At 65.6% G+C, this 23,972-nt stretch carries 23 protein-coding genes, 1 pseudogene and 2 riboswitches; of the genes and pseudogenes, 10 read left to right on the top strand and 14 right to left on the bottom strand.

Annotated features, from left to right (window positions below):
- Nucleotides 1-11: 11 nt before the first annotated feature.
- The 8 genes from gcvT to HT578_RS03345 all read right to left on the bottom strand — a co-directional run bounded on the left by gcvT (nucleotide 12) and on the right by HT578_RS03345 (nucleotide 6,883).
- Nucleotides 12-1,169 carry a glycine cleavage system aminomethyltransferase GcvT gene (gene gcvT / locus HT578_RS03310; RefSeq protein WP_422394368.1) on the bottom strand — a complete coding sequence of 386 codons (1,158 nt, stop codon included), beginning with the start codon at nucleotides 1,167-1,169 and terminating at the stop codon, nucleotides 12-14.
- 35 nt (nucleotides 1,170-1,204) lie between these two features.
- A riboswitch (glycine riboswitch) is annotated at nucleotides 1,205-1,332 on the bottom strand.
- A riboswitch (glycine riboswitch) is annotated at nucleotides 1,333-1,453 on the bottom strand. It abuts the riboswitch before it with no gap.
- 62 nt (nucleotides 1,454-1,515) lie between these two features.
- Nucleotides 1,516-2,217 carry an NAD(P)H-binding protein gene (locus HT578_RS03315; protein WP_213502164.1) on the bottom strand — a complete coding sequence of 234 codons (702 nt, stop codon included), beginning with the start codon at nucleotides 2,215-2,217 and terminating at the stop codon, nucleotides 1,516-1,518.
- Complete coding sequence (locus HT578_RS03320) at nucleotides 2,210-3,370, bottom strand: deoxyguanosinetriphosphate triphosphohydrolase (RefSeq protein ID WP_213504013.1); 1,161 nt, start codon at nucleotides 3,368-3,370, stop codon at nucleotides 2,210-2,212. The genes HT578_RS03315 and HT578_RS03320 overlap by 8 nt, the downstream gene beginning before the upstream one ends.
- 48 nt (nucleotides 3,371-3,418) lie before the next feature.
- A complete protein-coding gene (locus tag HT578_RS03325; protein WP_213502165.1) occupies nucleotides 3,419-3,736 on the bottom strand; it encodes a hypothetical protein in 318 nt (105 codons plus the stop codon).
- A gap of 39 nt (nucleotides 3,737-3,775) precedes the next feature.
- Nucleotides 3,776-5,242 (bottom strand): NAD(P)(+) transhydrogenase (Re/Si-specific) subunit beta, encoded by a 1,467-nt coding sequence (locus HT578_RS03330; RefSeq protein WP_213504015.1) that lies wholly within the window; start codon nucleotides 5,240-5,242, stop codon nucleotides 3,776-3,778.
- Between the two features lie 32 nt (nucleotides 5,243-5,274).
- Nucleotides 5,275-5,559: an NAD(P) transhydrogenase subunit alpha part 2 gene (locus tag HT578_RS03335; RefSeq protein WP_039393145.1), complete on the bottom strand. Its 285-nt coding sequence runs from the start codon at nucleotides 5,557-5,559 to the stop codon at nucleotides 5,275-5,277.
- Between the two features lie 20 nt (nucleotides 5,560-5,579).
- Nucleotides 5,580-6,713, bottom strand: coding sequence for an NAD(P) transhydrogenase subunit alpha (locus HT578_RS03340; RefSeq protein WP_213502166.1), 1,134 nt, complete (start codon nucleotides 6,711-6,713; stop codon nucleotides 5,580-5,582).
- 44 nt (nucleotides 6,714-6,757) lie between these two features.
- Entirely contained in the window at nucleotides 6,758-6,883 is a 126-nt protein-coding gene (locus HT578_RS03345; RefSeq protein ID WP_084592220.1) for an aa3-type cytochrome c oxidase subunit IV, read from the bottom strand.
- 284 nt (nucleotides 6,884-7,167) lie between these two features.
- Between HT578_RS03345 and HT578_RS03350 the strand changes: the two genes are divergently transcribed.
- Both HT578_RS03350 and HT578_RS03355 read left to right on the top strand, forming a co-directional pair.
- On the top strand, nucleotides 7,168-8,592 hold the full coding sequence (locus HT578_RS03350; RefSeq protein ID WP_039393142.1) for a sigma-54-dependent transcriptional regulator: 1,425 nt from the start codon (nucleotides 7,168-7,170) through the stop codon (nucleotides 8,590-8,592).
- 87 nt (nucleotides 8,593-8,679) lie between these two features.
- Nucleotides 8,680-9,936 carry an IS701 family transposase gene (locus HT578_RS03355; protein WP_213499689.1) on the top strand — a complete coding sequence of 419 codons (1,257 nt, stop codon included), beginning with the start codon at nucleotides 8,680-8,682 and terminating at the stop codon, nucleotides 9,934-9,936.
- Between the two features lie 87 nt (nucleotides 9,937-10,023).
- On the opposite strand, the gene HT578_RS03360 is transcribed toward HT578_RS03355, so the two are convergent.
- From HT578_RS03360 to HT578_RS03380, 5 genes are all read right to left on the bottom strand, one after another.
- Nucleotides 10,024-11,181 carry an alkaline phosphatase D family protein gene (locus HT578_RS03360; protein ID WP_213502167.1) on the bottom strand — a complete coding sequence of 386 codons (1,158 nt, stop codon included), beginning with the start codon at nucleotides 11,179-11,181 and terminating at the stop codon, nucleotides 10,024-10,026.
- Nucleotides 11,182-11,311: 130 nt separating this feature from the next.
- A complete protein-coding gene (locus tag HT578_RS03365) occupies nucleotides 11,312-11,686 on the bottom strand; it encodes a hypothetical protein (protein WP_039393139.1) in 375 nt (124 codons plus the stop codon).
- A gap of 236 nt (nucleotides 11,687-11,922) precedes the next feature.
- Nucleotides 11,923-13,035, bottom strand: a complete 1,113-nt coding sequence (gene folP / locus HT578_RS03370; protein WP_213502168.1) for a dihydropteroate synthase — start codon at nucleotides 13,033-13,035, stop codon at nucleotides 11,923-11,925.
- Between the two features lie 58 nt (nucleotides 13,036-13,093).
- Nucleotides 13,094-14,227, bottom strand: coding sequence for a site-specific DNA-methyltransferase (locus tag HT578_RS03375; RefSeq protein WP_039393134.1), 1,134 nt, complete (start codon nucleotides 14,225-14,227; stop codon nucleotides 13,094-13,096).
- Nucleotides 14,228-14,490: 263 nt separating this feature from the next.
- The gene (locus tag HT578_RS03380) at nucleotides 14,491-15,129 is read right to left on the bottom strand and encodes a ribonuclease HII (RefSeq protein ID WP_213502169.1); all 639 of its coding nucleotides are present in this window, start codon (nucleotides 15,127-15,129) and stop codon (nucleotides 14,491-14,493) included.
- A 16-nt stretch (nucleotides 15,130-15,145) separates the two neighbouring features.
- Between HT578_RS03380 and HT578_RS03385 the strand changes: the two genes are divergently transcribed.
- The 8 genes and pseudogenes from HT578_RS03385 to HT578_RS03420 all read left to right on the top strand — a co-directional run bounded on the left by HT578_RS03385 (nucleotide 15,146) and on the right by HT578_RS03420 (nucleotide 21,497).
- Complete coding sequence (locus tag HT578_RS03385; RefSeq protein ID WP_239026466.1) at nucleotides 15,146-16,333, top strand: PQQ-dependent sugar dehydrogenase; 1,188 nt, start codon at nucleotides 15,146-15,148, stop codon at nucleotides 16,331-16,333.
- 38 nt (nucleotides 16,334-16,371) lie between these two features.
- On the top strand, nucleotides 16,372-16,899 hold the full coding sequence (locus HT578_RS03390) for a GNAT family N-acetyltransferase (protein WP_039393130.1): 528 nt from the start codon (nucleotides 16,372-16,374) through the stop codon (nucleotides 16,897-16,899).
- 103 nt (nucleotides 16,900-17,002) lie between these two features.
- Nucleotides 17,003-17,548, top strand: coding sequence for a DUF1285 domain-containing protein (locus HT578_RS03395; protein WP_213502171.1), 546 nt, complete (start codon nucleotides 17,003-17,005; stop codon nucleotides 17,546-17,548).
- On the top strand, nucleotides 17,545-18,138 hold the full coding sequence (locus HT578_RS03400) for a CoA pyrophosphatase (protein ID WP_213502172.1): 594 nt from the start codon (nucleotides 17,545-17,547) through the stop codon (nucleotides 18,136-18,138). The genes HT578_RS03395 and HT578_RS03400 overlap by 4 nt, the downstream gene beginning before the upstream one ends.
- The gene (locus HT578_RS03405; RefSeq protein WP_213502173.1) at nucleotides 18,131-19,306 is read left to right on the top strand and encodes a CCA tRNA nucleotidyltransferase; all 1,176 of its coding nucleotides are present in this window, start codon (nucleotides 18,131-18,133) and stop codon (nucleotides 19,304-19,306) included. The genes HT578_RS03400 and HT578_RS03405 overlap by 8 nt, the downstream gene beginning before the upstream one ends.
- Nucleotides 19,303-19,926: a retropepsin-like aspartic protease family protein gene (locus HT578_RS03410; RefSeq protein WP_239026467.1), complete on the top strand. Its 624-nt coding sequence runs from the start codon at nucleotides 19,303-19,305 to the stop codon at nucleotides 19,924-19,926. The genes HT578_RS03405 and HT578_RS03410 overlap by 4 nt, the downstream gene beginning before the upstream one ends.
- A gap of 55 nt (nucleotides 19,927-19,981) precedes the next feature.
- On the top strand, nucleotides 19,982-20,647 hold the full coding sequence (locus HT578_RS03415; RefSeq protein ID WP_213502174.1) for a retropepsin-like aspartic protease family protein: 666 nt from the start codon (nucleotides 19,982-19,984) through the stop codon (nucleotides 20,645-20,647).
- Nucleotides 20,648-20,751: 104 nt separating this feature from the next.
- Nucleotides 20,752-21,497, top strand: a pseudogene (locus HT578_RS03420) (IS5 family transposase).
- A gap of 145 nt (nucleotides 21,498-21,642) precedes the next feature.
- Here the strand turns inward: HT578_RS03420 and parC are convergent.
- On the bottom strand, nucleotides 21,643-23,931 hold the full coding sequence (parC, locus tag HT578_RS03425; protein ID WP_213502175.1) for a DNA topoisomerase IV subunit A: 2,289 nt from the start codon (nucleotides 23,929-23,931) through the stop codon (nucleotides 21,643-21,645).
- Between the last annotated feature and the right edge of the window lie 41 nt (nucleotides 23,932-23,972).

Genomic DNA, 23,972 nt, shown 5'->3' on the forward strand with positions numbered 1-23,972 from the left:
GTGCAAGCTCCTCAGCGGACGTAACGGTTGGGGACAAACGGCATCGCGACGACACGCGCGTCGAGCCGCTTGCCACGCATTTCGATCTGCAGGGCCGTGCCGTTCGCCGTAAGGGCGGTGTCGACATAGGCCATGGCAATGGGGTGCTGGAGGGTCGGGGCGAACCCGCCCGAAGTGACAATCCCGACTTCGTTGTCGCCCGACATCACCTTGGCGCCTTCGCGCGCGGCCATGCGGCCCTCGAGCGCCAGGCCGATACGAAGGCGCTGCGTGCCCTCGGCCAGATCCTTCTGGACGCGCGCGGCGCCGGGGAATCCCCCTTCGCTGCGGCGACGCTTGTTGACGCCGAAGATCAGCCCGGCCTCGACCGCGCCCTGCTCGGGGGTCATGTCGTGGCCATAGAGCGGCAGGCCCGCTTCCAGACGCAGCGAATCGCGGGCGCCCAGACCGATCGGCTTGACCTCGGGTTCACCGCATAGAAGGTCCGCGACCTTGGCCGCATCTTCGCCCGGGATCGCGATCTCGAAGCCGTCCTCGCCGGTGTAGCCCGAACGGCTGATCCAGGCCTCGACGCCGCCAAGCGTGTAGGCCGCGCCCTTCATGAACTTCAGCTCGGTGAGCGGGGTCTCGCCCTTGGCGTGGCGCGCCAGCGCGTCGACCGCCTTGGGGCCCTGCAGCGCCAGAAGGGCATTGTCGTCGAGGTGATTGATGTTCACCTCGTCGGGCAGGTACTCACGCAGCGTGCCGATATCGTCCCACTTGGTCGCGCCATTGACGACAAGGTAGAACCCGCTGTTCCAGCGCGTCACCATGAGGTCATCAAGGATACCGCCCTCTTCATCGAGCAGCAGCGAGTAGCGGACCGAGCCGGTCTTCAGCGTCGCCAGATCGATGGGAAGTGCGGCTTCCAGCGCGGCCTCGACATCGATCTCGGCCCCTTCGGCCGGCGCGATGTACAGCTGGCCCATGTGGCTGACATCGAACAGCCCGGCGCTCTCGCGCGTCCACAGGTGCTCGGCCAGAATGCCCTCGTACTGGATGGGCATGGGGTAGCCGGCAAATTCGACCATCCGCGCGCCCTTGCCCCGGTGCCAGGCGTCAAGCGGCAGGATGGCCGGCTCGATGGGCTCCAGGTCGGGGTCATTCTCAAAATCGGAAATTTCGCTCAAGGCATAGCTCCGCAACAGTCAGGTCACACCAGTTCGGTGCCCCCTCTGTCACGGAAACCTGAGAGTTTTCCCCCTTCAAAGCGGCCCGAAAAGGACCAATCGTCGAGGTTACACCGTCGGCGGCCTGACCCTTTCGGGCCCGACACTTTCCAGAGTATCGCTATCAGCAGGCGCGGTCCTTTTGCCTGAGAGTTTCCGGGGCGGTTGCTCCTTCGGCGCCTATTCGTAATGCGCAACGGCCATAAGCAATTGCGAATCACGCAGGTCTCTCCCGCGCTGCCAGCGATCGCCTCACGATTGGTTCAGGCGGGAGCCCAAGTCAATCGGGCATCACCGCATTGCACAATTAAGCAGGTATTTTTTGTAACACCCTACGAAAATTATCGTGCTCGGCAACAAAGCGCCCCTGCGCCTTTTCCTTCGCGACACTGACGATCACCTGCGCAAGATCGCGCGCACGGACCGAACGGAACCGCCGCCAGCGTCCATGGAGCACAAGGCCGTCCGCCAACGGCGCCAGGACCTGCCCGAGACCCTCCAGCCGCCGCTGCTCCCTCCGATGTCCGCGCAGCAACCCGGGGCGCAGGATATCGAGGCGGCGAAAGCCCAGCTTGCCCAGAGCCTCTTCCATCTCGCCCTTCACCGAGAGGTAAAAATTGCGGCTTCCACGTTCCGCGCCGACCGAGGAGACGACAATCATGTGGTCGATTCCGGCACTACGCGCCGCCTCAGCACAATCGACCACGAGATCGCGGTCGACCGCACGGAAGGCGTCCTGCGAACCGGCCCTGGCGATGGTCGTTCCCAGCGCGCAGACGAGCACGTCGGCGCGCGCGGCGGCAATGAGATCGGGCCAGCTTTCGAGCGGCCCGGTCAGCACGTCCATGCGCGCCCCTTCGGGCAGGGACACCTCGCTGCGGGCCACGGCGATGATCCGTACGTCCTCGCGTCCCACCGCCTCCGCCAGCACGGCCTGCCCGACAAGGCCGCTTGCCCCGACCAGGCAGATACGGCGGACCGGGCCCGCCGCCCCGCCCGTATCAGACATTGCTCAGGCCCGCGGGCGTACGGCCATAGATGTTCTCATGGCAAGTGATCGCGAAGCGGTCGGTCATGCCGGCGATGTAGTCCGCGATATGCCGGCTGCGTTCGGGCTCCGTGCGCGGGAGCGTGTCGATCCAGCTCTCGTCCATGAGGACGGGTTCCTGTGAATAGGCAGCGTAGAGTTCGGCCAGGACCGCGCGGGCGCGCTTCGCCGTCTCCAGCTGTTCGGGATGGTAATAGAGCTTCTCGTACATGAAGCGCTTGAAGGCGCGCTCGCCCTCTTCCATCGCGGCGGAGAAGGCGATGAGCGGGCGCCCTGCGGCGCGGACGTCCTCGACGCTTTCGACACCGACAAGGCGCTTTTGCGATTCGGCGACAAGGTCGTTGACCATCGTGCCGATCTGGCTGCGCAGCAGTTCGGCCAGCTGGCGCTCACGCGAGATATCAGGATAGCGGCGTTCCACCTCGCCCCAATTGGCCGCAATGAAGGGGTGTGCAAGCAGTTCGTCGAGATCCAGGAAACCCGCGCGCAGGCCATCGTCGATGTCGTGGTTATCGTAGGCAATATCGTCCGAAAGCGCGGCCACCTGCGCCTCGAGCGAAGCGTGGGTGCCCAGTTCCAGATCGTAGGCCGCGTTAAGCTCGCGCAGCGCCCAGGTCGGATTGGCGACGGGCCCGTTGTGCTTGGCCAGGCCCTCCAGCGTCTCCCAGGTCAGGTTGAGCCCGTCGTGGTGCGGATAGGGGCTGTCGATGCGCATCAGCGTACGCAGCGTGTTGGCGTTGTGATCGAAGCCGCCCGCCTTGTGGAGCGCCGCGTCGAGCGCCTCTTCTCCGGCATGACCGAAGGGCGGATGGCCGATATCGTGCGCCAGCGCGAGCCCCTCGGTGAGGTCCTCGTCAAGGCGCAGAATGCGCGCAATCACGCGAGCGATCTGCGCGACTTCCAGGCTGTGCGTCAGCCGCACGCGGTAATGATCGCCATCGGGCGCAACGAAGACCTGCGTCTTGTAGCGCAGACGGCGAAACGCGATCGAGTGGATGATACGATCGCGGTCGCGCTGGTAAGGGCTGCGCTCGCCGCGCGCGAGGCCGTTTTCCATGGGGAATTCCCGGCCGCGCGAACGGGCCGGATCGGAAGCGTAAGGTGCAAGCATCAGGCTGAAATTCTTTCCCGCATTGGGCGTTGAGCGATCCGTCCTCCCGTCCTAGCGGGCGAGCCCGCTCGAACACAAGACCGCGCTTTGCCCCGCGACACGCAGCACCTGGGGATCCTCGATCCGGCCGACCGCGTCGAGCCAGTCGCGCATGGTCGCCTTCTCGCCCTCCAGGCTGCGCAGCGACCAGAGCTGCAGGGGCGAGAGGTCCCCGGCCATGCGGCTTGCGATGCACGTGGCGACCTTTTCGCGCACACCGGCCTCGCGCAGGGCGCCGTCGATACGCCACTGCGCATAGGCAGGGACGCCGAAGGTCCAGGCGGCAAACAGGACGGCGGCCAGTACGGCCAGTCGGATTAGTGTGGTCATTGCCGCAAGGTCGGGGGCGCCACCCATTTTTCCAAGGGGTTAATCGAGGGCCTTGACGATTTCCTCGACCATTTTCTTGGCGTCGGCCAGGAGCATCATGGTCTGGTCCATGTAGAACACCTCGTTGTCGACGCCTGCATAACCCTGCCCGCCCATGGAGCGCTTGATGAAGAAGATCGTCTTGGCCTTCTCCACGTCGAACACGGGCATGCCATAGATCGGCGAAGACTTGTCAGTGCGGGCAGCCGGATTGACGACGTCGTTCGCGCCGATGATGAAGGCGACGTCGGCCTGCGCGAACTCGGAATTGATGTCCTCCAGTTCGAAGACGTCGTCGTAGGGCACGTTGGCTTCGGCGAGGAGCACGTTCATGTGCCCGGGCATGCGCCCCGCCACGGGGTGGATCGCGAACTTCACCGAGACGCCGTGTTCCTTGAGGATATCGGTCATCTCGCGCAGCGCGTGCTGCGCCTGCGCGACCGCCATGCCATAACCCGGAATGATGATGACGCTCTCGGCTTCCTTCATGAGGAAGGCCGCATCCTCGGCCGAACCGCGCTTCCAGGGACGCTGTTCTTTCGCGCCACCCTCGCCCGCCGCGCTGCCCGCATCTGCGCCAAAGCCGCCTGCGATGACCGAGACGAACGAGCGGTTCATCGCCTTGCACATGATGTAGGACAGGATCGCGCCCGAAGAGCCCACCAGCGCGCCGGTGATGATCATCGCGGTGTTGTGGAGCGTAAAGCCCATCGCCGCGGCCGCCCAGCCCGAGTAGGAGTTGAGCATCGAGACGACGACCGGCATGTCCGCCCCGCCGATCGGGACGATGAGCAGGAAGCCGATCACGAAGGCCAGGAGCGTGATCCACACGATCAGCAGCCCCTCGCCCGGCCCGCCTGCCCCGCTCATCGCGTAGGCAGCCACGAGGCCCAGGATCGCGACGAGCACGGCCAGGTTGAGGATATGCCGTCCAGGGAGCAGGATCGGCGATCCCGACATGTTCCCGTTGAGCTTCAGGAAGGCGATGATCGAACCCGAAAAGGTGATCGCGCCGATGGCGATGCCAAGGCCCATCTCGATGCGGCTGGCGACCATGATCTGCCCCATGGCATCGAGGATCTCGAAGGCACCGGGATTAAGCCAGGCCGCCAGTCCCACCAGCACGGCAGCAAGTCCGACGAGCGAGTGGAATGCGGCGACGAGCTGGGGCATCGCGGTCATGGCAATGCGCCGCGCGATGACGAAGCCGATCACCCCGCCAAGAGCAATGGCCCCGGCGATCTCGGGCAGGCTGGCGATCTCGTGTGTGACCAGCGTGGTCACGACCGCGATCCCCATGCCGATCATGCCGTAGCGGTTACCCCGGCGGCTGGTGGTGGGATGCGAGAGGCCGCGCAGCGCAAGGATGAAGCATACACCCGCGATGAGATAGGCGAGCGCCACCCAGGGGTTCACCCCATGACCCTCGATGATCTCGATCTCCTGCACGGTCTCGATGACCGGCATGGGTGCCACCGTGGCTAGGAGAGGAAGCCCCATCACTTCTTCTCCTTCTTCTTGTACATCGCGAGCATACGCTCGGTGACGGCAAAGCCGCCGAAGATGTTGACGCTGGCAAGGACAACCGCGGCAAGGCCAAGCCACTTTGCGCCAGGCACGCCCGCCGCCGCGCTCGCCACCAGCGCGCCCACGATGATGACCGAGGAAATCGCGTTGGTCACCGCCATCAGCGGCGTGTGCAGCGCGGGCGTAACCGACCAGACGACGTAGTAGCCCACGAAGCAGGCAAGTACGAAGATTGAGAGGATGCTGATGAAATCCATGGGTCTTCTCCTCCTCCCTGTCAGCCGAGCAGGCGTTCGTGAACAACCTTGCCACCCTGCGTCAGGCGAATGGCATCGCCGATCTCGGCATCGAGCACGGGCCCACCCGCCTCTTTGTCCCAGAAGGCGGAGAGGAAATTGAACAGGTTGCGCGCGAACAGTGCCGAAGCGTCGGCGGGCAGATGCGCGGGGGTGTTCGACAGGCCGATGATCTTCACCCCGTGCTTTTCCACCACCTCGTCCGCGACGGTTCCTTCCACATTGCCGCCTTGCGGGGCGGCGAGATCGAAGATCACGCTGCCCGGCTTCATCGAGGCAATCTGCGCATCGCTGATGAGGCGCGGCGCGGGGCGCCCGGGAATGAGCGCGGTCGTGATGACGATGTCCTGCCTGGCGATATGGCTCGACACCAGTTCGCCTTGCGCCTTCTGGTACTCCTCGCTCATTTCGGTGGCGTAGCCGCCCGCGCCTTCGCCTTCGATCCCCGCGACATTCTCCACGAAGATCGGCTTTGCGCCGAGCGAGAGGATCTGCTCCTTCGTCGCCGAGCGCACGTCGGTCGCCGAGACCTGTGCGCCCAGCCGCCGCGCAGTGGCAATCGCTTGGAGCCCGGCAACGCCCACGCCCATCACGAAGCACTTGGCCGCACTGATCGTGCCCGCCGCCGTCATCATCATCGGAAAGGCCCGGCCATAGGTGTCGGCCGCCAGGATCACCGCTTTGTACCCGGCAAGGTTCGACTGGCTGGAGAGAATATCCATCGACTGCGCGCGCGTGATGCGCGGCATGAATTCCATCGCCAGAGCCTCAAGACCGGCCTGCGCATAGGCGTCTACTCGGGCGCGCTGTCCGAAGGGATCAAGCCCGGCGACCACCCACGCGCCCGGCTCCACACCGGACAGGAGCGCGAGATCGGGGCCCTGTACGCCCAGGACGATGTCCGCCCCGGCCACGACTGCCGCCGCTTCGCCCACCTCAGCCCCCGCTTCGCGGTATGCCTCGTCCGGGATCGAGGCCGACAGGCCCGCCCCGCTCTCGACATGGAGCGCCGCGCCCAGCGCAATCAGTTTCTTCACCGTCTCGGGCGTTGCCGAGACGCGCGTCTCCCCGCTCGCACGTTCGCGAAGAACGGCGATCTTCCTGCCCGTAACCATGTTCGAGCCCCTGTTCTATCGAATGGTGTGGACCTGGTGTCAGGTCAGGAGGCGATGAGCCCCACCACGAACGCGGTCACCAGGATGCAGAAGCCCGTGCCCCAGGTCGCGGCCTTGATGAAGCCGTTGTAGGTTGCCTGCGAAGTCTTGATGTCGTGCCCCGAAGCCATGTCTTGCGTCCTTCCCCTGTTCATTCGGACCGTGGCCAGCCTAGGGCTCCGGTCCAGTTCCCTCAACCTTCCCCGCCCGGCGCCAGGCGCAATATCGCGGGGGCAGTCGAAATCATCGCATTGCACGGCGCCCGAGTGTTATCGGGTCCAGCGCACGCCGGGTCTATTAGCCTAAAGACGAACGCAACGCTACGTGTCGCAAGGAACAAGCTTAATCCCGTCTTTACCTCCCGCACATAAGGTGCTGTATCAAACCGGTACATGTGAGGACCCTGACGCGCACCATGGCCGAATACGAGCAACGCCTGCTGATGCTGATCGACGACGAGCCGGCCCAGAGCCGCCTCATTTCGGCGCTGGCGGCGCGCGAGGGATGGCGCACGGTCATCGCGCAGGACGCGGAAACCGCCATTGCCATGCTCGGAACCCGGCAGGGCATGCAGCTCTCCGCGATCATTCTCGACCAGTGGGTGCCTGGCGATGATGCCTGCGCGCTCATCAGCGAACTCAAGTCGCGCCGCCCGGCCTTGCCCATCCTGATGATCACGGCGAGCACCTCGCCGCTGCTCGCGGTCGAGGCGATGCGGGCGGGCGCCAGCGATTACCTGGTAAAGCCCGTCGCACCCGAACGGCTGATGCACGCGCTGCGCTCGGCCACGACGCGCGAGGCCGCGCGTGACGAGCTCGCCCCGCTCACCGAGAAGATGCCCTCGCGTCCCGACTTCGAATCGATGATCGGGGCCGCCCCCAATTTCCGCAAGGCGCTTGCCGTCGCTGCCAAGGCCGCGCGCGGCCACCATCCCGTGCTGATCGAGGGGGAGAGCGGCACCGGCAAGGAGATGCTGGTGCGCGCCATGCACGCGGCTTCTTCGCGCGCGAAGTTACCGCTGCGCCTTATCAACATCAGCGGCATTCCGGCCAACTCCATCGAGTCTGTCCTGTTCGGACACGAGAAAGGCGCCTTTCCCGGCGCATTCGAACGCCAGGTCGGCGCGCTCCAGCACGCCGACGGCGCGACCCTTGCCCTCGACGAAGTCGATTGCCTGCCGATGTCCGTGCAGGAACGCCTGCTGGAATCGATCCGCAAGGGGGACGTGCGCCCCATCGGCGCGCGCCATTCCTTCCGCATCGACGTGCGCCTGATCTCGTCGAGCAACCTGCCACTGGCCGACCTTGCCGCGACCGGGAACTTCCTTCCCGAGCTTGCCGAAGCGCTGGGTCATACCAAGGTCATGCTGCCGCCCTTGCGTGAGCGTTCGGGCGATATCCCGGCCCTCACCCGCTATTTCCTCGCGCGGATCGGCGAACAGCCGGGCCTGCGCGAACTGGGCATCACCGATGGCGCGCTTTCGCTCCTGGCCGCCTACGACTGGCCCGAGAACGTGCGCCAGCTTCAGGCCGCGCTGTTCCGGGCCTCGGTCTTCTGTGACGGCGATGCACTTACCTCCGAGGACTTCCCCCAGCTCCTCGCCATCCTCGGCCCCGGCCCCTCCAACGTCGCGGGCAATCCGCTGCAGGAGAGTGCGGGCGTGATGCTGTACACCCCCGACGGCAACCTGCGCCGGCTGGAGGACATCGAGGCCGACGTCATCCGCCTTGCCATCGGGCTTTATCGGGGCCGAATGACTGAAGTGGCCCGGCGCCTCGGCATTGGGCGCTCGACCCTCTACCGCAAGCTGGCTGATCTGGGCATCGACAACGCGGCTTAGCACTACTTTGGCAGAAGTTTGATTTTCGGGATTCCCATGTCGCTGAATGCGTGATTCATGGGGAGCCAGCTTTGATGGAGGCTGGCGATGGAAGAGGCGTGGCAGGCGGATCTTGAACGGTGGCTTGCGCCATATCTGGAAGCCTTGGGGAACAAGACTCGCCGTAGAATGTGCCCGGCCTATATCGCCGGTCTGATCGGGCCCGGCGATCGCAAGAGCATCCAACCCATGGCAGCCCGTTCGGATGCGATACCCTACGACCGGCTACATCATTTCATCGGGGCTGGCTTATGGGACAGCGCCCCACTGGAAGCGACCTTGTGGAACCAGGCGGATGAATTGGTTGGCGGTGAGGGAGCCTGGTTGATCATCGACGACACCGCCCTGCCCAAGAAGGGCAAGGCTTCGGTTGGCGTCGCGCCCCAATACGCCACGGCGCTGGGCAAGAATGCCAACTGCCAGACGATGGTATCGGTGACACTGGCCTCGGGCGAAGTTCCCCTCATGTTAAGCTTGCGGCTGTTCCTGCCGGAAAGCTGGACGAGCGATGCTGCGCGCATGGACAAGGTTGGCGTGCCTACGCCCTTGCAGGAATACCGCACCAAGCCAGAGATCGCGATTGAGGAGATCGATCGCATTATCGCTGCCGGGGTGCGCTTTGGCTGCGTGCTGGCCGATGCGGGTTACGGGCTGTCGGCTCCGTTCCGGCAGGCACTGAGTGCGCGTAGCCTTTGCTGGGCGGTTGGCATCCCCCGGCATCAGAAGGTCTATCCGGCCGATGTGCAACTGATCTTCCCAGTCGCAGGACGCGGTCGCCCACGGGTGCGACATGTGCCCGACGTCAAATCCATGGCCGCGCACGCAATGCTCGAAGGCGCGAAGTGGCGACAGGTCAGTTGGCGCAAAGGAACAAAGGGACGGCTGACGGCCCGCTTTGCCGCCATGCGCGTGCGCATTGCCGATGGTGCGCCTCAACGGATCGGCTCTGCCGGGGCCCAGCACATGCCGGGCGAGGAAGCCTGGCTGGTTGGTGAGCATCGCTCGAATGGCGAGCGCAAATACTATCTCTCCAATCTGCCCGGCGACACCCCGATCAAGGCTCTCGCCGGTGCGATCAAGGCGCGCTGGGTTTGCGAACAAGCGCATCAGCAACTCAAGGAGGAACTCGGCCTCGATCACTTCGAAGGACGATCCTGGACCGGGCTTCACCGCCACGCCTTGATGTCGATGATGGCCTACGCCTTCCTGCAATCTCAAAGGCTCGCTCAGGCGGGGCGAAAAAAAAAGAAACCTCGGTCCGCCTCCCCAACCCACCTTGCCAGCAGTGCGGCAGGCCATCCTTGACCGCCTGTCTCGCTCACCGCCGGGGCATTGCCCTCACTGCGGATGTTGCCTCATCAGACGTCCCAGTAAACTTCTGCCAAAGTAGTGTTAGGTCGCGAACCCGAAGCTGCGCGTAACGAGCGGCTGCCCGTCCGTGCGGCAGACCGTCAGCGTCACTTCGCGCGCGGCCCAGTCCACGGCGACTTCGCCGAAGTTCGCATCGCCCACGCACATTCCCTGTCGGTCGGCATCGGGTTCGCGCGCGGTTGCCTCTGCGTTGCTGGCGTTGGGCCGGTTGAGCGAGGAGGCGGTCATCTCCCAGAGGCCCTGCGCGGCCCCCGGTACGTCCTTGCGGTAGATCCCGCCAACGTGCCGGTCGCCCGACAGGAGGACAAGCCCGCCGCCCTTGCGCGCAGTCAACGCCGCGTAAAGACGCTCGCGCTCACGCGGCATCAGCTCCCAGCCCTCCCACAAGTGCGCATCGGAGAGCACCTGGATCGAGGAGACCACCACGCGCAGGTCCGCAGGCTTTGCCAGTTCCTCGGCGAGCCAGGCCCACTGCGCCTCCCCCAGCATCTGCGCGTCCGCGCTGGTATCGGGCACATAGCGCCCGTTAAGCGGCAGCGTCTGGCCCGGCGAAGGCGGCACGAGCGGCGAGCGCTGGAAACGGGTGTCGAGCAGGATGATCTGCACGCGGCGCCCTTGCGGCCCGTAGGTACGCGCATGGTAGACGCCCTCGCGCCCGCGCACGTCCTCGGGCGAATTCCAGAACGTCTCGTAGATGTGCTCGGACCAGCGCTTGAACGGGAACACGGCGCCGCCATCGTTGAAGCCGTAGTCATGATCGTCCCACACCGTGTGCATGGGGACGGCCTTTCGGAATTGCTGGAACTCGGCGTGGCTATTGAGCCGTTCGTACGCCCGGCGCAGCGAGCCCAGATCCGCGCCTCCATCCCAGCCCGGATCGCCGTAGACGTTGTCGCCGATGTAGAGGAAGAGTTGGGGCGCACGGCTGGCGATGCCCTGCCAGAAGGACTGGTCGCCTTCCTGGTTGTTGCAGCTGCCGACCGCAAAGCGAGTAATCTCGGTCTCCGAGGCAAGTTGCGGCCCCTCCGGCGCGCGGGGCAGCGCGACCTCGCCTTCCAGTTCGCGGTAGTAGGGCTCCAACAGCGCGGCTGGCGTGGAGGACTGCGCATGGGCAGCCCCACCCGCGACAAGGCCGCTCGTGGACAGGAACAGGAAACGGCGGCGCGAGGAGGTCAGCATGGCACCTTCTCCCAAAGCGCCATGACCTTTTCAAGACATCCCGGAAGCCGCTTGCCCCCAACGCGAAAGCGCCGCTGGCCCAAGGCCAACGACGCTTTTGTCCAGATCTCTTGAGGGGAAAGAGGTCGGATCAGTTCTCGAGGTAGACGCGGGGCACCGTGTGGCCCTTCTTCGCCATGTATTCAGCGTAATCGAGGCGGTTGTCCTTCAACTCGTGCGCGTATTCACCGTAGGCATCGCGGGCGTCTTCCAGGTCGGTCGCGCGCTTGAGGTCGCTCGAAAGCTCCTTCTTCGTCTCCAGCACATTGCCCTGGTAGTCGAACCACTGGGAGTTCTCGATACCCGCGATGGGCGAAGTCATGATGCGGCCTTCCTCGGTCTGCGCCCATTGCTGCTCGGCGGTCATGGGCATGTCGCTCATCGGCATGGCGGCAACAGCTGCGCCTGCGGGGATGGCCACGGCAGCGGCGAGAACGGCGGTGCGAAAGGTCTTGGTCTTGATCATGGGACGTATCTCCCTTCTTCGAAATCAGCGCTTGGCTCGATTGCCTTGCGTTCGAGAGGGAAACGGGTCGACCGGGAAAATCCCTCCCGGCGAAGAGACGAAACGGCCCCTTGGCGCGACGAAACCGGCGGTGCGTGCACCACTGCACGCACCGCAGCTTGCTGGTTCATCCCGCAGAAATCTGCGGTTCATCCGCGATCAAGATTTTGAGAGACGATCGTACCTGAGGTGCCCGATCAATCCACCAGCTGCGAGAAGTCGGTCAGCGCGGCATCGCGCATTCCGCGCCACACGCGCACGGCCTGCACCGTTTCGGCCACGTCATGGACCCGCACGATTTGCGCGCCCGCCTCGATGGCTTTGAGCGCCAGCGTGATCGAACCGCCCAGACGCTCGTGCGCCGCCGCCTCGTTCGAGAGCGCCCCGATCATGCGCTTGCGGCTTGCGCCAACGAGCAACGGATGCCCCAGGGCGTGGTAGAGCGCGATGGCGTTCATCAGCGCGAGGTTTTCGGCCAGGGTCTTGCCAAAGCCGATGCCCGGATCGAGCAGGATGCGCGCCGGATCGATACCGGCAGCCACGGCGTCGTCGCGGGCCTGTTCCAGCCAGTCATAGACGTCGAGCACGACATCGGCGTACTGCCCGCCCGAATGCAGGTCATCGCCCTTGCCCGGCGCATGCATCAGCACCACCGGCGCGTTCGAAGCGGCCGCCAGTTCCAGGCTGCGAGGATCGTAGCGCAGCGCCGAGACGTCATTGATGATGTGCGCGCCGGCCGCCAGCGCCGCCTCCATAACCGCTGCACGGCGGGTGTCGAGGCTGATCGCGGCGCCCATCATGGCGAGCCGCTCGACCATGGGAACCACGCGCTTGATCTCGTCGCCTTCCCAGACCGCGGCTGCGCCGGGCCGCGTGGATTCGCCGCCTACGTCGATGATCGCGGCGCCCTCTTCCAGCATGCCCACGGCATGGTCGATGGCAACATCGGGGTGATCAAGGAAGCGCCCGCCATCCGAAAAGCTGTCGGGCGTCATGTTGAGAATGCCCATGACCTGCGGCTGGTCGAGCCGGATCGTGCGCTCACCGCAGGTGATCGGTGCGTGAACCTTTGCAAGCGCCGCCCACTGCGCCTCGGCCTGCGCCTTCAGAGGCGCATCGAGCGCCGCAATCGCCTCGGGCATGGCCGCCGCATCGACCAGCGTGCGCGCGACGACCTTGCGCCCCTTGCGCTCCATAAGGGCAAAGCGGCTGGCCCAGGCCAGCGAACCGCCAAGGCGGACAGCGTTGCCCGCTTCGCTCTGGGGACTGTCGACCAGAGCGATCGGGCGGATATAGATCTTGCGAGGCATGGCGGCTCTTTAGCCTTTTACCGGACGGTGTCGAGAGAGGGTGAAAACGGCCCTCTTCTCACGGTTCGGTGGCGAGCAGGTAGAGCTGGCGGATGTCGTCGAGCGGCTTGAGCTTGCCTTCGTGCTGGATGCTCCAGAAAGTCCAGCCGTTGCACGACGGCGCGCCCTGCAGCTCCTTGCCCACGCCGTGGATCGATCCCGTCACAGGCCCCGAAGCGAGCGAGCCGTCGGCGCGCACGGTCGCGGTGAACTTGCCCTTCTTGGCGGTCAGCTCGGTGCCCGGCGCGATCCAGCCGGTCTCGACCAGGGTGCCGAAAGCAACCTTGGGCGCCGCACGCTTGGACTGCATGGTCTTGAGCGCGCTTTCGTCGAGTTCGAGCGCCATCTCGATGCGCTCCATCGCCGCTTCGCGATAATCGCCTTCACGTTCGCAGCCGATCCATTCGCGGCCCAGGCGCTTGGCGACCGCGCCGGTCGTGCCGGTGCCGAAGAAGGGATCGAGGACGACATCGCCCTTGTTGGTGGTGGCGAGCAGCACACGATAGAGCAGCGCTTCGGGCTTCTGCGTCGGGTGGACCTTGCGACCGTCCTTCTTCAGGCGCTCCGCGCCGTTGCAGATCGGCAGGTGCCAGTCCGAACGCATCTGCAGTTCATCGTTGAGCGTCTTCATCGCGCGGTAGTTGAAGGTGTACTTCGCCTTCTCGCCCATGCTCGCCCAGATCAGCGTCTCGTGCGCATTGGTGAAGCGCGTGCCCTTGAAGTTGGGCATCGGGTTTGCCTTGCGCCACACGATGTCGTTCAAGATCCAGAAGCCCATGTCCTGCATGATCGCGCCGAGGCGGAACACGTTGTGGTACGAGCCGATCACCCACAGCGAGCCATCGGGCTTGAGAACACGGCGCGCCTCGGTCAGCCAGTCGCGGGTGAACTGGTCATAGGTCGCGAAGCTGGCGAACTTGTCCCATTCATCGTTGACCGCATCGACGCGGCTGCCATCGGGACGATCGAGATCGCCGCCCAGCTGCAGGTTGTACGGCGGGTCAGCGAAGACCATGTCGACGCTCGCGTCGGGGATCTGGCGCATCGCCTCGATGCAGTCGCCCGGAATGATCTGGCCAAGCGGCAGCAGTTCCTTCGGGGTCGGTGCAGGTGCCTTCGCACGAATCCGTTCTTTGACCAGTACCTGACCCATTATGACCCCGTCTAAAACCGTAATTAACTGTGGAAAGACGACCCTAATGATTCATCGGCGAGTCGCCGTCAAGCTGCGACTCGCCGGGAATCCTGATGATTCAAGGTATCATAAAACGGAACAAAACGAATCCGACACAGCATATGGAGTCTGGCGATTCGCGACCGACTCAACATCTTGTGCCGAGCACCCCGAGGACCTTCGCGAAATTTTTTTACGCCAGCCCGGAATCCGATGTCGCGCCTGGGATCAGCGGCGCGCGATCAGAAAGCCATCTCGAGCTGGGCGATGGGCGAAAAACTGCGGCGGTGATGCGGGCTCGGCCCGTGTTCGCGCAGGGCGGCAAGGTGCCCCGCCGTGCCGTAACCGGCATTGCGCTCCCAGCCATACATCGGAAAGGCCTGCGCCAGGACACGCATGATCCGGTCTCGGTGCTGCTTGGCAATGATCGAGGCCGCCGAAATCGCCGCCTCGCTGCCATCGCCGCCTACGATTGCGCGCACGTTGGACCAGCGCCAGCCCTCGCTGCGCCCCTCCGGCGTCTTGTTGCCATCGACGAGAACCTCATCCGGTTCGAGCCCGGCCTTGGAGCACAGCGAACTGGCCGCGCGGGTCATCGCCAGCATGGTCGCGGCGAAGATGTTGATGCGGTCGATCGTCTCGACATCGACCACGCCCACAGCCCAGAGACAGGTTTTGTGTATTTCTGTTTCCAGCTGCAACCGGCGGCTGGCCGAGAGTTTCTTGGAATCGTCGAGCCCGGCCGGGGCGTTCTTGCCAAGCAGCACGGCGCCCGCCACAACAGGCCCGGCCAGCGGCCCACGACCGGCCTCATCGATGCCCATGACATGCGGGCGAACCAGCGCGATGCCCCCGTAGGGGCCGATAGAAGGAAGCGTCATGATCTCCGGAAAATCCATGTTTCTGCCGTCCCTATCGGCGCTCGGGCTGGCGCTGGCAAGCTGCGGATCTTCGGCCTCCGACACGCGCCCGACTCCCGAAGCCGCGCCACCGCCCTTTACGGTGGAAACGCTGGCAAGCTTCGAGGAACCCTGGGCGATGGACATCGATGCGGCCACCAACACTGCGATCATCACCGAGAAAGCCGGGACGATCCGCCTCTATCTGCCCGATGGGAGCACGGGAACCGTCAGCGGCGCGCCTGAGGTCGCCTACCAGGGCCAGGGCGGCCTTGGCGATGTTCTCCTCGCCCCGCAGGCCGACTGGACACCGCCCGAGAACGGCTCGCTCGACGGGCGCCGGGTCTATCTCTCGTGGGCCGAGCCGGGCGACGGCGACACGCGCGGCGCAGCCGTCGGCCTTGGCACCCTGGCCTGCTCGGCGCCCGCCAGCTGCGCGCTTGAAGGCCTTGAGGTCATCTGGCGCCAGACCCCGAAGGTCACGGGCGCCGGACACTATTCGCACCGCCTCGCCTTCTCGCCGGATGAAAGCTACCTTTTCGTCAGCTCGGGCGAACGGCAGAAGGGCGAGCCCGCGCAGGACACCTCGAACACGCTGGGCACCATCGTGCGCCTGCTCCCCGATGGCTCCCCGGCGCCCGGGAACCCCTTCGCCGACAAGGGCTCGCCTTCCGACGAGATCTGGTCCTACGGCCACCGCAACGTCCTTGGCCTTGCCTTCGATGCGAACGGGGACCTGTGGGACCTTGAACACGGGCCTGCGGGCGGCGACGAGATCAACCGCATCGAGGCGGGCCTCAACTACGGCTGGCCGCTGGTCTCGGACGGCGATCACTACAACGGCGATCCGATTCCGCGCCACTCCACCCGCCCCGACCTTGCCGCGCCCGCCATCAGCTGGAACCCGGTGATCGCTCCGGGCGATTTCATCCTCTACAAGGGAGACCGCTACCCCGGGTTCCACGACAAGGCGGTCATTGCCTCGTTCTCCGTCCCCGGCCTCGTTCTGGTCGCGCTCAACGGCACGCAAGGTGTTGAAGAAGCGCGCTATGAGCTTGATCACCGCATCCGCGAGGTGCGTGAGACGCCCTCGGGCGAGATCTGGCTGCTGGAAGACGGTCCGGCTCCGGACAGCGGACACCTCCTCAAACTGGTGCCGCCTGCCAAGGGCCAAAGCGCGAATTGAATCGACAAAGCGCGCGCCCCGCCGTATCGGCGCGCGCCATGTCCAACTCGTCCGACACCGCAACCGTCATTCCGCTCGACAACGTCGACCCTGCCCTCGTCGAGGATCTGCTCGACCGCGCGTTCGAACCCGAGCGACGCCAACGCACCGCCTACAAGGTGCGCGAAGGCATGGAATGGCTCCCTGCGCTCAGCTTTGCGGTCATGGACGACAAGGACATGATGGTCGGCTCGATCCAGTGCTGGCCGGTCGCGCTGACCGACGACGATGGCCGCGCACACCCGATGATCATGGTCGGACCCGTTGCCGTCCTGCCCGAGGAACAGAACCGCGGCTACGGCCAGGTACTGATGTCGGCGGCCATGTCGGGCATCGACGAGCGCGCGCCGCTCCCGCAGGTCCTCATCGGCGATCCCGAATACTACGGCCGCTTCTGGGGCTTCAGCAACGCCCAGACGCAAGGCTGGGAGCTGCCCGGTCCGTTCGAGGCGAGCCGTCTGCTGGTGCGCTGCGACAACCCGGCCGTGCTGCCCGCAAAGGGCACGCTCGGTCCCTGGACGCGCTGAACCGGACCAGGTCCCGGCCGCATATCGCGGCGCCTGGCTTGGGAATGAAGCTGGAAAGGCTTGGCGCTTGGCGCGTGCGTGCCTATCTGGCATCGCACACGCCATGCCTTACGAAGCCCCACCCGACCTTGCCGGCCTTTCCCTCGCCGACGTGGCCGCGCTCCTCGAAGCGCGGCGGCTGCCGCCTGTCGAAACCTGGGAGCCCGCGCATGTCGGCGACAGCCACATGCGGATCGCGGCCAATGGCCGCTGGTACCACGAAGGCGGCCTGATCACGCGCCCCGCGATGGTGCGCGCCTTCGCCTCGCTTCTACTGTGCGATGCGGGCGGCCAGCACTGGCTCGTCACCCCCACCCAGAAACTGTCGATCGCGGTGGAGGATGCCGCGTTCCTCGCTGTCGACCTCAAGGAAGAGGACGGCAATCTCGTCTTTCGCCTCAACACCGATGACCTCGTGATCGCGGGCCCCGCGCACCCGATCACGGCCGAGGGCGATCCCGACAGCCCCGCCATCTATCTGGGCGTGCGCCACGGCTGCCGTGCCCGGCTCAACCGCAGCACGTACGCCCAGCTCGCCGAGATCGCGCTTGCAAGCGATGACCTCTCGGTCACCAGCGGCACCGCCCATTTCCCGCTGAGCCCGGCATGAGCGCCCTGTTCGAAGCCGTGAAGCGCCGTTTCGAGGCGCGCGAAGGGCATGCCCAGCCCCGCCGCTTCACCGATCCGCGCACCGCGCAGATCGAGAGCTTCATCCCCGCCGCCGTCCTCATCGCCCTGACCGAACGCGAACGGCCGGGCATGCTCCTCCTCCACCGCCCCTCCTCGATGCGCGCGCATCCGGGGCAGGTCGCCTTTCCCGGTGGCCGGATCGATCCGGGCGAAGCGCCTGTCGAGGCTGCCTTGCGCGAAGCGAACGAGGAACTGGGCATTGATCCCGCGTGCGTGCGGGTCGTGGGCACGGGGGATCTCTACCGCACCGGCAGCGGCTACGAGATCACGCCCGTCCTTGGCATCGTGCCCCCCGACATCGAGATCCGCCCCAACCCCGCCGAGGTCGCCAAGTGGTTCGAGGCCCCGGTCGACTTCGTGCTCGATCCCGCCAACCAGAAGGCCAGAAGCCTGGAATGGGAAGGCGCAACGCGCGAATATGTCGAGATCATGTGGGAGGGGCACCGCATCTGGGGCGTCACCGGCGCCATCATTACCAACCTGACGCATAGGCTGAACTGGCATGACTGAACGGCTTTGCGCCGAGTGGATGGGCCGCGCGGATCTCGCCGATCTGGTCGCGGCACTGGGCAAGGGCTGCGCGCGCTACGTCGGCGGCGCGGTGCGCGATACGTTGCTGGGCCTTGCCGTCAAGGACATCGACATGGCCACCACGCTGCGCCCCGAAGAGGTCATGCAGCGCCTTGAGGATGCCGGGATCCGGCGCGTACCCACCGGCATCGAACACGGCACCGTCACGGCGGTCCTGCCCGGCGGCCCGGTCGAGATCACCACGCTGCGCCACGACGTATCGACCGATGGGCGCCGCGCCACGGTCGCCTTCGCGCAGGATTGGCACGAGGACGCCGCGCGCCGCGATTTCACCATCAACGCCCTCTACGCCGATCCCGCTGACGGCACGATCTACGACTATTTCGAGGGCCAGACGGACCTCGCCACGCGCACTGTGCGCTTTATCGGCGATGCCCGTCAGCGCATCCGCGAGGATCACTTGCGCATCTTGCGCTACTTCCGCTTCCAGGCCCGGTTCGGCAGCCAGCCCGCCGACGAAGACGCCGAGAGCGCCTGCCGCGAACTCGCCGCGACACTCAAAGGTCTTTCGCGTGAGCGGGTGGGCATGGAGACGATGAACCTCCTCGGCCTCCCCGACCCCGCCCCGACCATCGCGCGCATGAAGGCGCTGGGCGTTCTCGACGTGATCCTGCCCGAAGCCCGCCCCGAAGCGCTCACCGCCCTTATCGCCTGCGAGCAACGCCAGGACATCGCGCCCGATGCGGTTCGCCGCCTTGCCGCCCTGCTCCCGGCCGATGTTGCTCTTGCCGAACAGATCGCCTCGCGCTTCCGGCTTTCGGGCGCGCAGAAGAAGCGCCTCGCGCTTGCCGCGGCGCGCGAGGATATTCCCGGTGCGCCGCGGGCCCTCGCGTTCCGACTGGGCATGGACCAGGCGCTCGACCGCCTGCTCATCGCAGGGGCCGATGTCACCCCCCTCAAGGACTGGACCATCCCCGCCTTCCCGCTCAAAGGCGGCCAGATCGTCGCGCGCGGTGTCGGCGCAGGTCCCGAGGTCGCACGTGTCCTGCGCACCGTCGAAGCCCTGTGGATCGCGGAAGGATTCCCGGATAGCCCGCGCGTAGAGCAGCTGCTCGACGATGTGATCGCACAGCAAGGCCCCGCGTGAGCGCAGGTGACCTTGGTGCCACGCTGGAAGGCCAGCCGCTCCTCGCCTTGACGGTGGCCGCGATCGTGCTCGCCGTGGCCGCCCAGATGGTGAGCGCGCAGCGTCCGAGCCTTGGCACAGGGATGCGCAATGTCGCCTACCTCGGACTGCTTGTGGCAGGCCTGCTCACGGTGGTGCAGTTCGCAGGCAGTAACCGGACTTCGGACGCCGCGCTCTGGCTCGATCACACCCGCGAGGCCCGGATCGAAGGCGATGAGACCGTCATCGCGATGCGCGCGGACGGGCACTTCTGGGTCAAGGCGCAACTGAACGGCGAACCCGTCGACTTCATGATCGACACCGGCGCGACCTATACCACGGTCCCCCAAAGCGTCGCGCAGCGCACCGGCCTTGCCGCGAGCGAAGACGGTGAAGGGCGACTGCTCGACACCGCCAACGGCACCGTTGTCGCGCGCATGGGCCTGGCCCGCTCGCTGCGCCTGGGCACCATCGAGGCGAGCGACCTGCCGCTCGCCGTCCTGCCCGACACGCAGAACGACACCGCCGTCATCGGCATGAACCTGCTCTCACAGATGAAGAGCTGGCGCGTGGAAGGCGAGCGGCTGATCCTGACACCGTGAGCACGGCCCGTCCCGGTCAGGAACCGGCAAGCTATCTGCGGGTAGTATAGGGACCATGAACCTCGAAATTCCCGACCAGCTCGATGAGCTTGCGACCTATCTCGCGGGCCAGCCGCTCCTTGCGCTCGCGCTGGGGGCGCTGCTGGTCACGATGATCGGAGGCCTGCTGCGCGGCCCGCTGCCGTTTCTGGGTGGCTTCGTGAAGGGCGTAGGCAACCTCGGCCTCGTCGCGGCCCTGCTTCTCACCATCGCGCAATTTGCCCGCCTCAACACCGGTTTCGACTTTGCCCTGCCCCAGGTCGGGATCGAACGCCAGAGCGTCGAGGGCAGCGAGACACGGGTCGCCATGGCCCCGGACGGGCACTTCTGGATCCGCGCCAGCATCAACGGTGTCGAGCGGGACTTCCTCGTCGACACCGGCGCGACCCTGACCGCCCTTGCTCCCGTGACGGCCGAGGCTGCGCAGATCGAGCCCTCGCCCGTCCCGCGCCGGATCGCAATGCGCACGGCCAATGGCACGGTGCCCGCCGAACTGGTCACGGTAGACGAACTGCGCTTCGGGAACATCGTCGCGCGCGATCTCGACGCGGTCGTTGCACCGGGCCTGGGAGAGCAGAACGTGATCGGGATGAACCTGCTCTCGCGCCTTGCCAGCTGGCGTGTTGAAGGACGCACACTGATCCTCGTGCCGAACCATCCCCAGCCGGTGGAAGAAGTCTAGGTTTCGTGGACAAAGCTTGACTGGGGACTCGGACCTTGATTCAAGGCTGGCTTTTGGAGGCGGCCTTGGGCGAACGGATCGGCGTTACGGACGAAGAGTGGGAAGTGATCGGGGCGCTGCTGCCGCCTGAACGGGGGCGAGGCTGCCGCCCGGCACAGGATAACCGTCCCTATTTTGAAGGCATGATGTGGATCGCGCGAACCGGCGCGCAGTGGCGACACCTGCCGGACGAGTATGGCAAGTGGAACAGCGTCTTCCGGCGCTATCGACGATGGGTCACGACGGGCGTGTTCGATGCCATGCTCGAGACGCTGGCCGAGCTGGCAGGGCGCGATACCGCCGCCGACATGATCGATAGCACTGTGGTCCGGGCACATCATTGTGCCGTCGGCATAAAAAGGGGACTCAACAAACCGAGGCGCTTGGTCGATCGCGCGGCGGCTTCACCACCAAGCTCCACGCCAGGTGCGATGCCAGAGGTCTCCCGCTCGGCTTCGTGCTGACACCGGGACAGGCGCACGATGTGCAGGGCTTCGCTCCGCTGTTCCGCATGATAACCGATCGGATCGAGGCCTTCCTGGCTGATCGGGGATACGATGCCGATGCGATCCGCGAGGAAATCGAGGCCGCAGGCGCCGAGGCGGTGATCCCGGCCAAGGTCAACCGGCGCGACCCCGTCCCGCACGACCGCGCCAAATACAAATGGCGCAACCTGATCGAGCGCCTGTTCAACAAACTCAAGAACTGGCGGCGCGTTGCGACCCGATACGACAAAACCAAGGAATCCTACCTTGGCTTCGTCGCGCTCGCCTCAGTCAAACTCTGGATACCCTTTGTCCACGAAACCTAGTCGAAGGATTTATTCAAGGGGCCATCGCCCCTTGCCCCCGAAATGGGCGTCCTCACCTCTTTCAGCCAGCGCGGCGCGCCAGACGCGAGGTCGACAGTTTGGGGAGCCCGAGGGCGATGGCCCTCGGAATCACTTCCTTCGTTCTTCAGAACTTGTTGTCGCGCGGGAAGCCGTTGGGCGGAAGGCGTCCGGCCGCACCGCGTGCGACCTTCCACATGGCGATGTCCTTTTCGGTGCGCGTGCGTCCGGTGTCACCGCCCATCGTCCAGGAGAGCCCCTCTTCCAGCTTGAGCGTGGTCACGTCCGCCATGCCCCCGTCGCGGTAGCGCTGCAGCGTAACGCCCTGCCCCTTGGCCATGATCGGCAGTTCGTCGAGGTTGAAGACGACCAGCTTGCGGTTGTCTCCGACCACGGCGACGTGGTCGTGCTCGGCCGGGATCTCGCGCACCACGGCCAGCTTCACGCCCGGCTTGGTGCTCATCACCGCCTTGCCCTTGCGGGTTTCCGCCAGGATCTCGTCGGTCACCACGGCAAAGCCGCGACCCACATTGGAGGCGAGCAGGAGCTGCCCCTTGGGCTTGTGCGCGAGCGCCGCGACGATCTGCGCCTCGGCGTCGATGTCGACCATCGTGCGGATCGGTTCGCCAAATCCGCGCGCACCCGGCAGCTTGTCCCCGCCCAGCGTATAGAAGCGACCATTGTCCAGCGCGATCAGCAGCTTGTCGGTCGTCTGCGCGTGGAAGGCATAGGCCGGGCCGTCGCCTTCCTTGTACTTGAACTCGCTGTCCAGCGCGACGTGCCCCTTGGCCGCGCGGATCCAGCCGCGCTGCGAAAGGACCACCGTGATGGGCTCCTTCTCGATCATCGCGTCCATCGAGAATTCAACCGTAGGCCGCGCCTCGGCAATCGTGGTGCGGCGGCGGCCAAGCTCGGTATCCTCGGCGTAGTCCTTGCGCAGCGCCATCAGGTCGCGCTTGAGGCGCGTACGCTGGCGCGCCGGGCTTTCGAGCAGCTTGGTAAGCTCGTCCTGCTCCTTGAGCAGTTCCTCGTGCTCCTGGCGGAGTTCCATTTCCTCCAGTTTGCGCAAGGAGCGCAGACGCATGTTGAGAATCGCCTCGGCCTGCCGGTCGGTGAGATTGAACTCCGCCATCATCACCGGCTTGGGCTCATCCTCGGTCCGGATGATCTCGATGATCCGATCCAGGTTGAGGTAGGCGATGATGTAGCCTTCGACGAGTTCGAGGCGCGCGGCGATCTTGTCCAGCCGGTGCTGCGTGCGGCGCTGGAGAATGTCGATCTGGTTGACGACCCACTGGCGCAGCAGGTCCTTCAGCCCGACGACGCCGGGCGTGCGCTGCGCGTCCAAGACGTTCAGGTTGAGCGAGAAGCGGCACTCCAGGTCGGTCAGCCGGTAGAGACTTTCCTTCAGGAGTTCCGGGTCCACGTTGCGGCTCTTGGGCACGAGGACGATGCGGATCTGCTCATCGCTTTCATCGCGCACGTCTTCCAGGATCGGCAGCTTCTTGTCCGCGATCAGCTGGGCGATCTGCTCGATCAGCTTGCCCTTGGCGAGCATGTAGGGAATTTCGGAAACGACGAGCTGCCATTGGCCGCCGCCCAGTTTCTCGATGCCGGTTTCCTCCCAGTTGCCCGCCTCGTCACGGCCATTGGAGAAGCGTCCGCGCATGCGGAAGGCGCCCTTGCCCGTCTCGTAGGCGTGGGAGATCGCCGCCGCGCTGTCGACGACCAGGCCGCCGGTTGCAAAGTCGGGCCCATGGAAGACTTCCATGAGCTGCTCATGCTCCACCTGCGGGTTCTCGATCAGGAGCATCGTCGCATCGATGATCTCGGCCGCGTTGTGGCTGGGGATCGAGGTCGCCATGCCCACCGCGATGCCCGTCGCCCCGTTGGCAAGCAGATTGGGGAAGAGCCCCGGGAAAATGTCCGGTTCGCTCTCTTCCCCGTTGTAGGTCGGGATGAAGTCGACAGTCCCTTCGTCGAGCCCGGCCATGAGCTGGATCGCGGTCTTGGTAAGGCGCGCCTCGGTGTAGCGGTAGGCTGCCGCGTTATCGCCGTCGATGTTGCCGAAGTTGCCCTGCCCCTGCACCAGCGGGTAGCGCAGCGAGAAGTCCTGCGCGAGGCGGACCATCGCATCGTAGACCGACGCATCGCCATGCGGGTGGTACTTGCCGATGACGTCGCCCACGACGCGCGCGGACTTCTTGTAGGCGCTCGCCGGATCGAGCTTCAGCTGCCGCATCGCCCAGAGCAGGCGCCGGTGGACCGGCTTCAGGCCGTCGCGAAGGTCGGGCAGCGAACGCGCGGTGATCGTCGAGAGCGCGTAGACGAGGTAGCGCTCGGAAAGCGCGGCATCGAACGGCGCATCGACAATGGCGTCGAACGGATCGGAACTGTCGTCGAGAGAAGTCACCATGATGGGCAGGAGCGTAGCAGCGCGGGGCCACTCTCCAAAGC

The organism is Novosphingobium decolorationis (assembly GCF_018417475.1).
In the GTDB taxonomy this organism is placed as follows: Bacteria; Pseudomonadota; Alphaproteobacteria; order Sphingomonadales; family Sphingomonadaceae; genus Novosphingobium; species Novosphingobium decolorationis.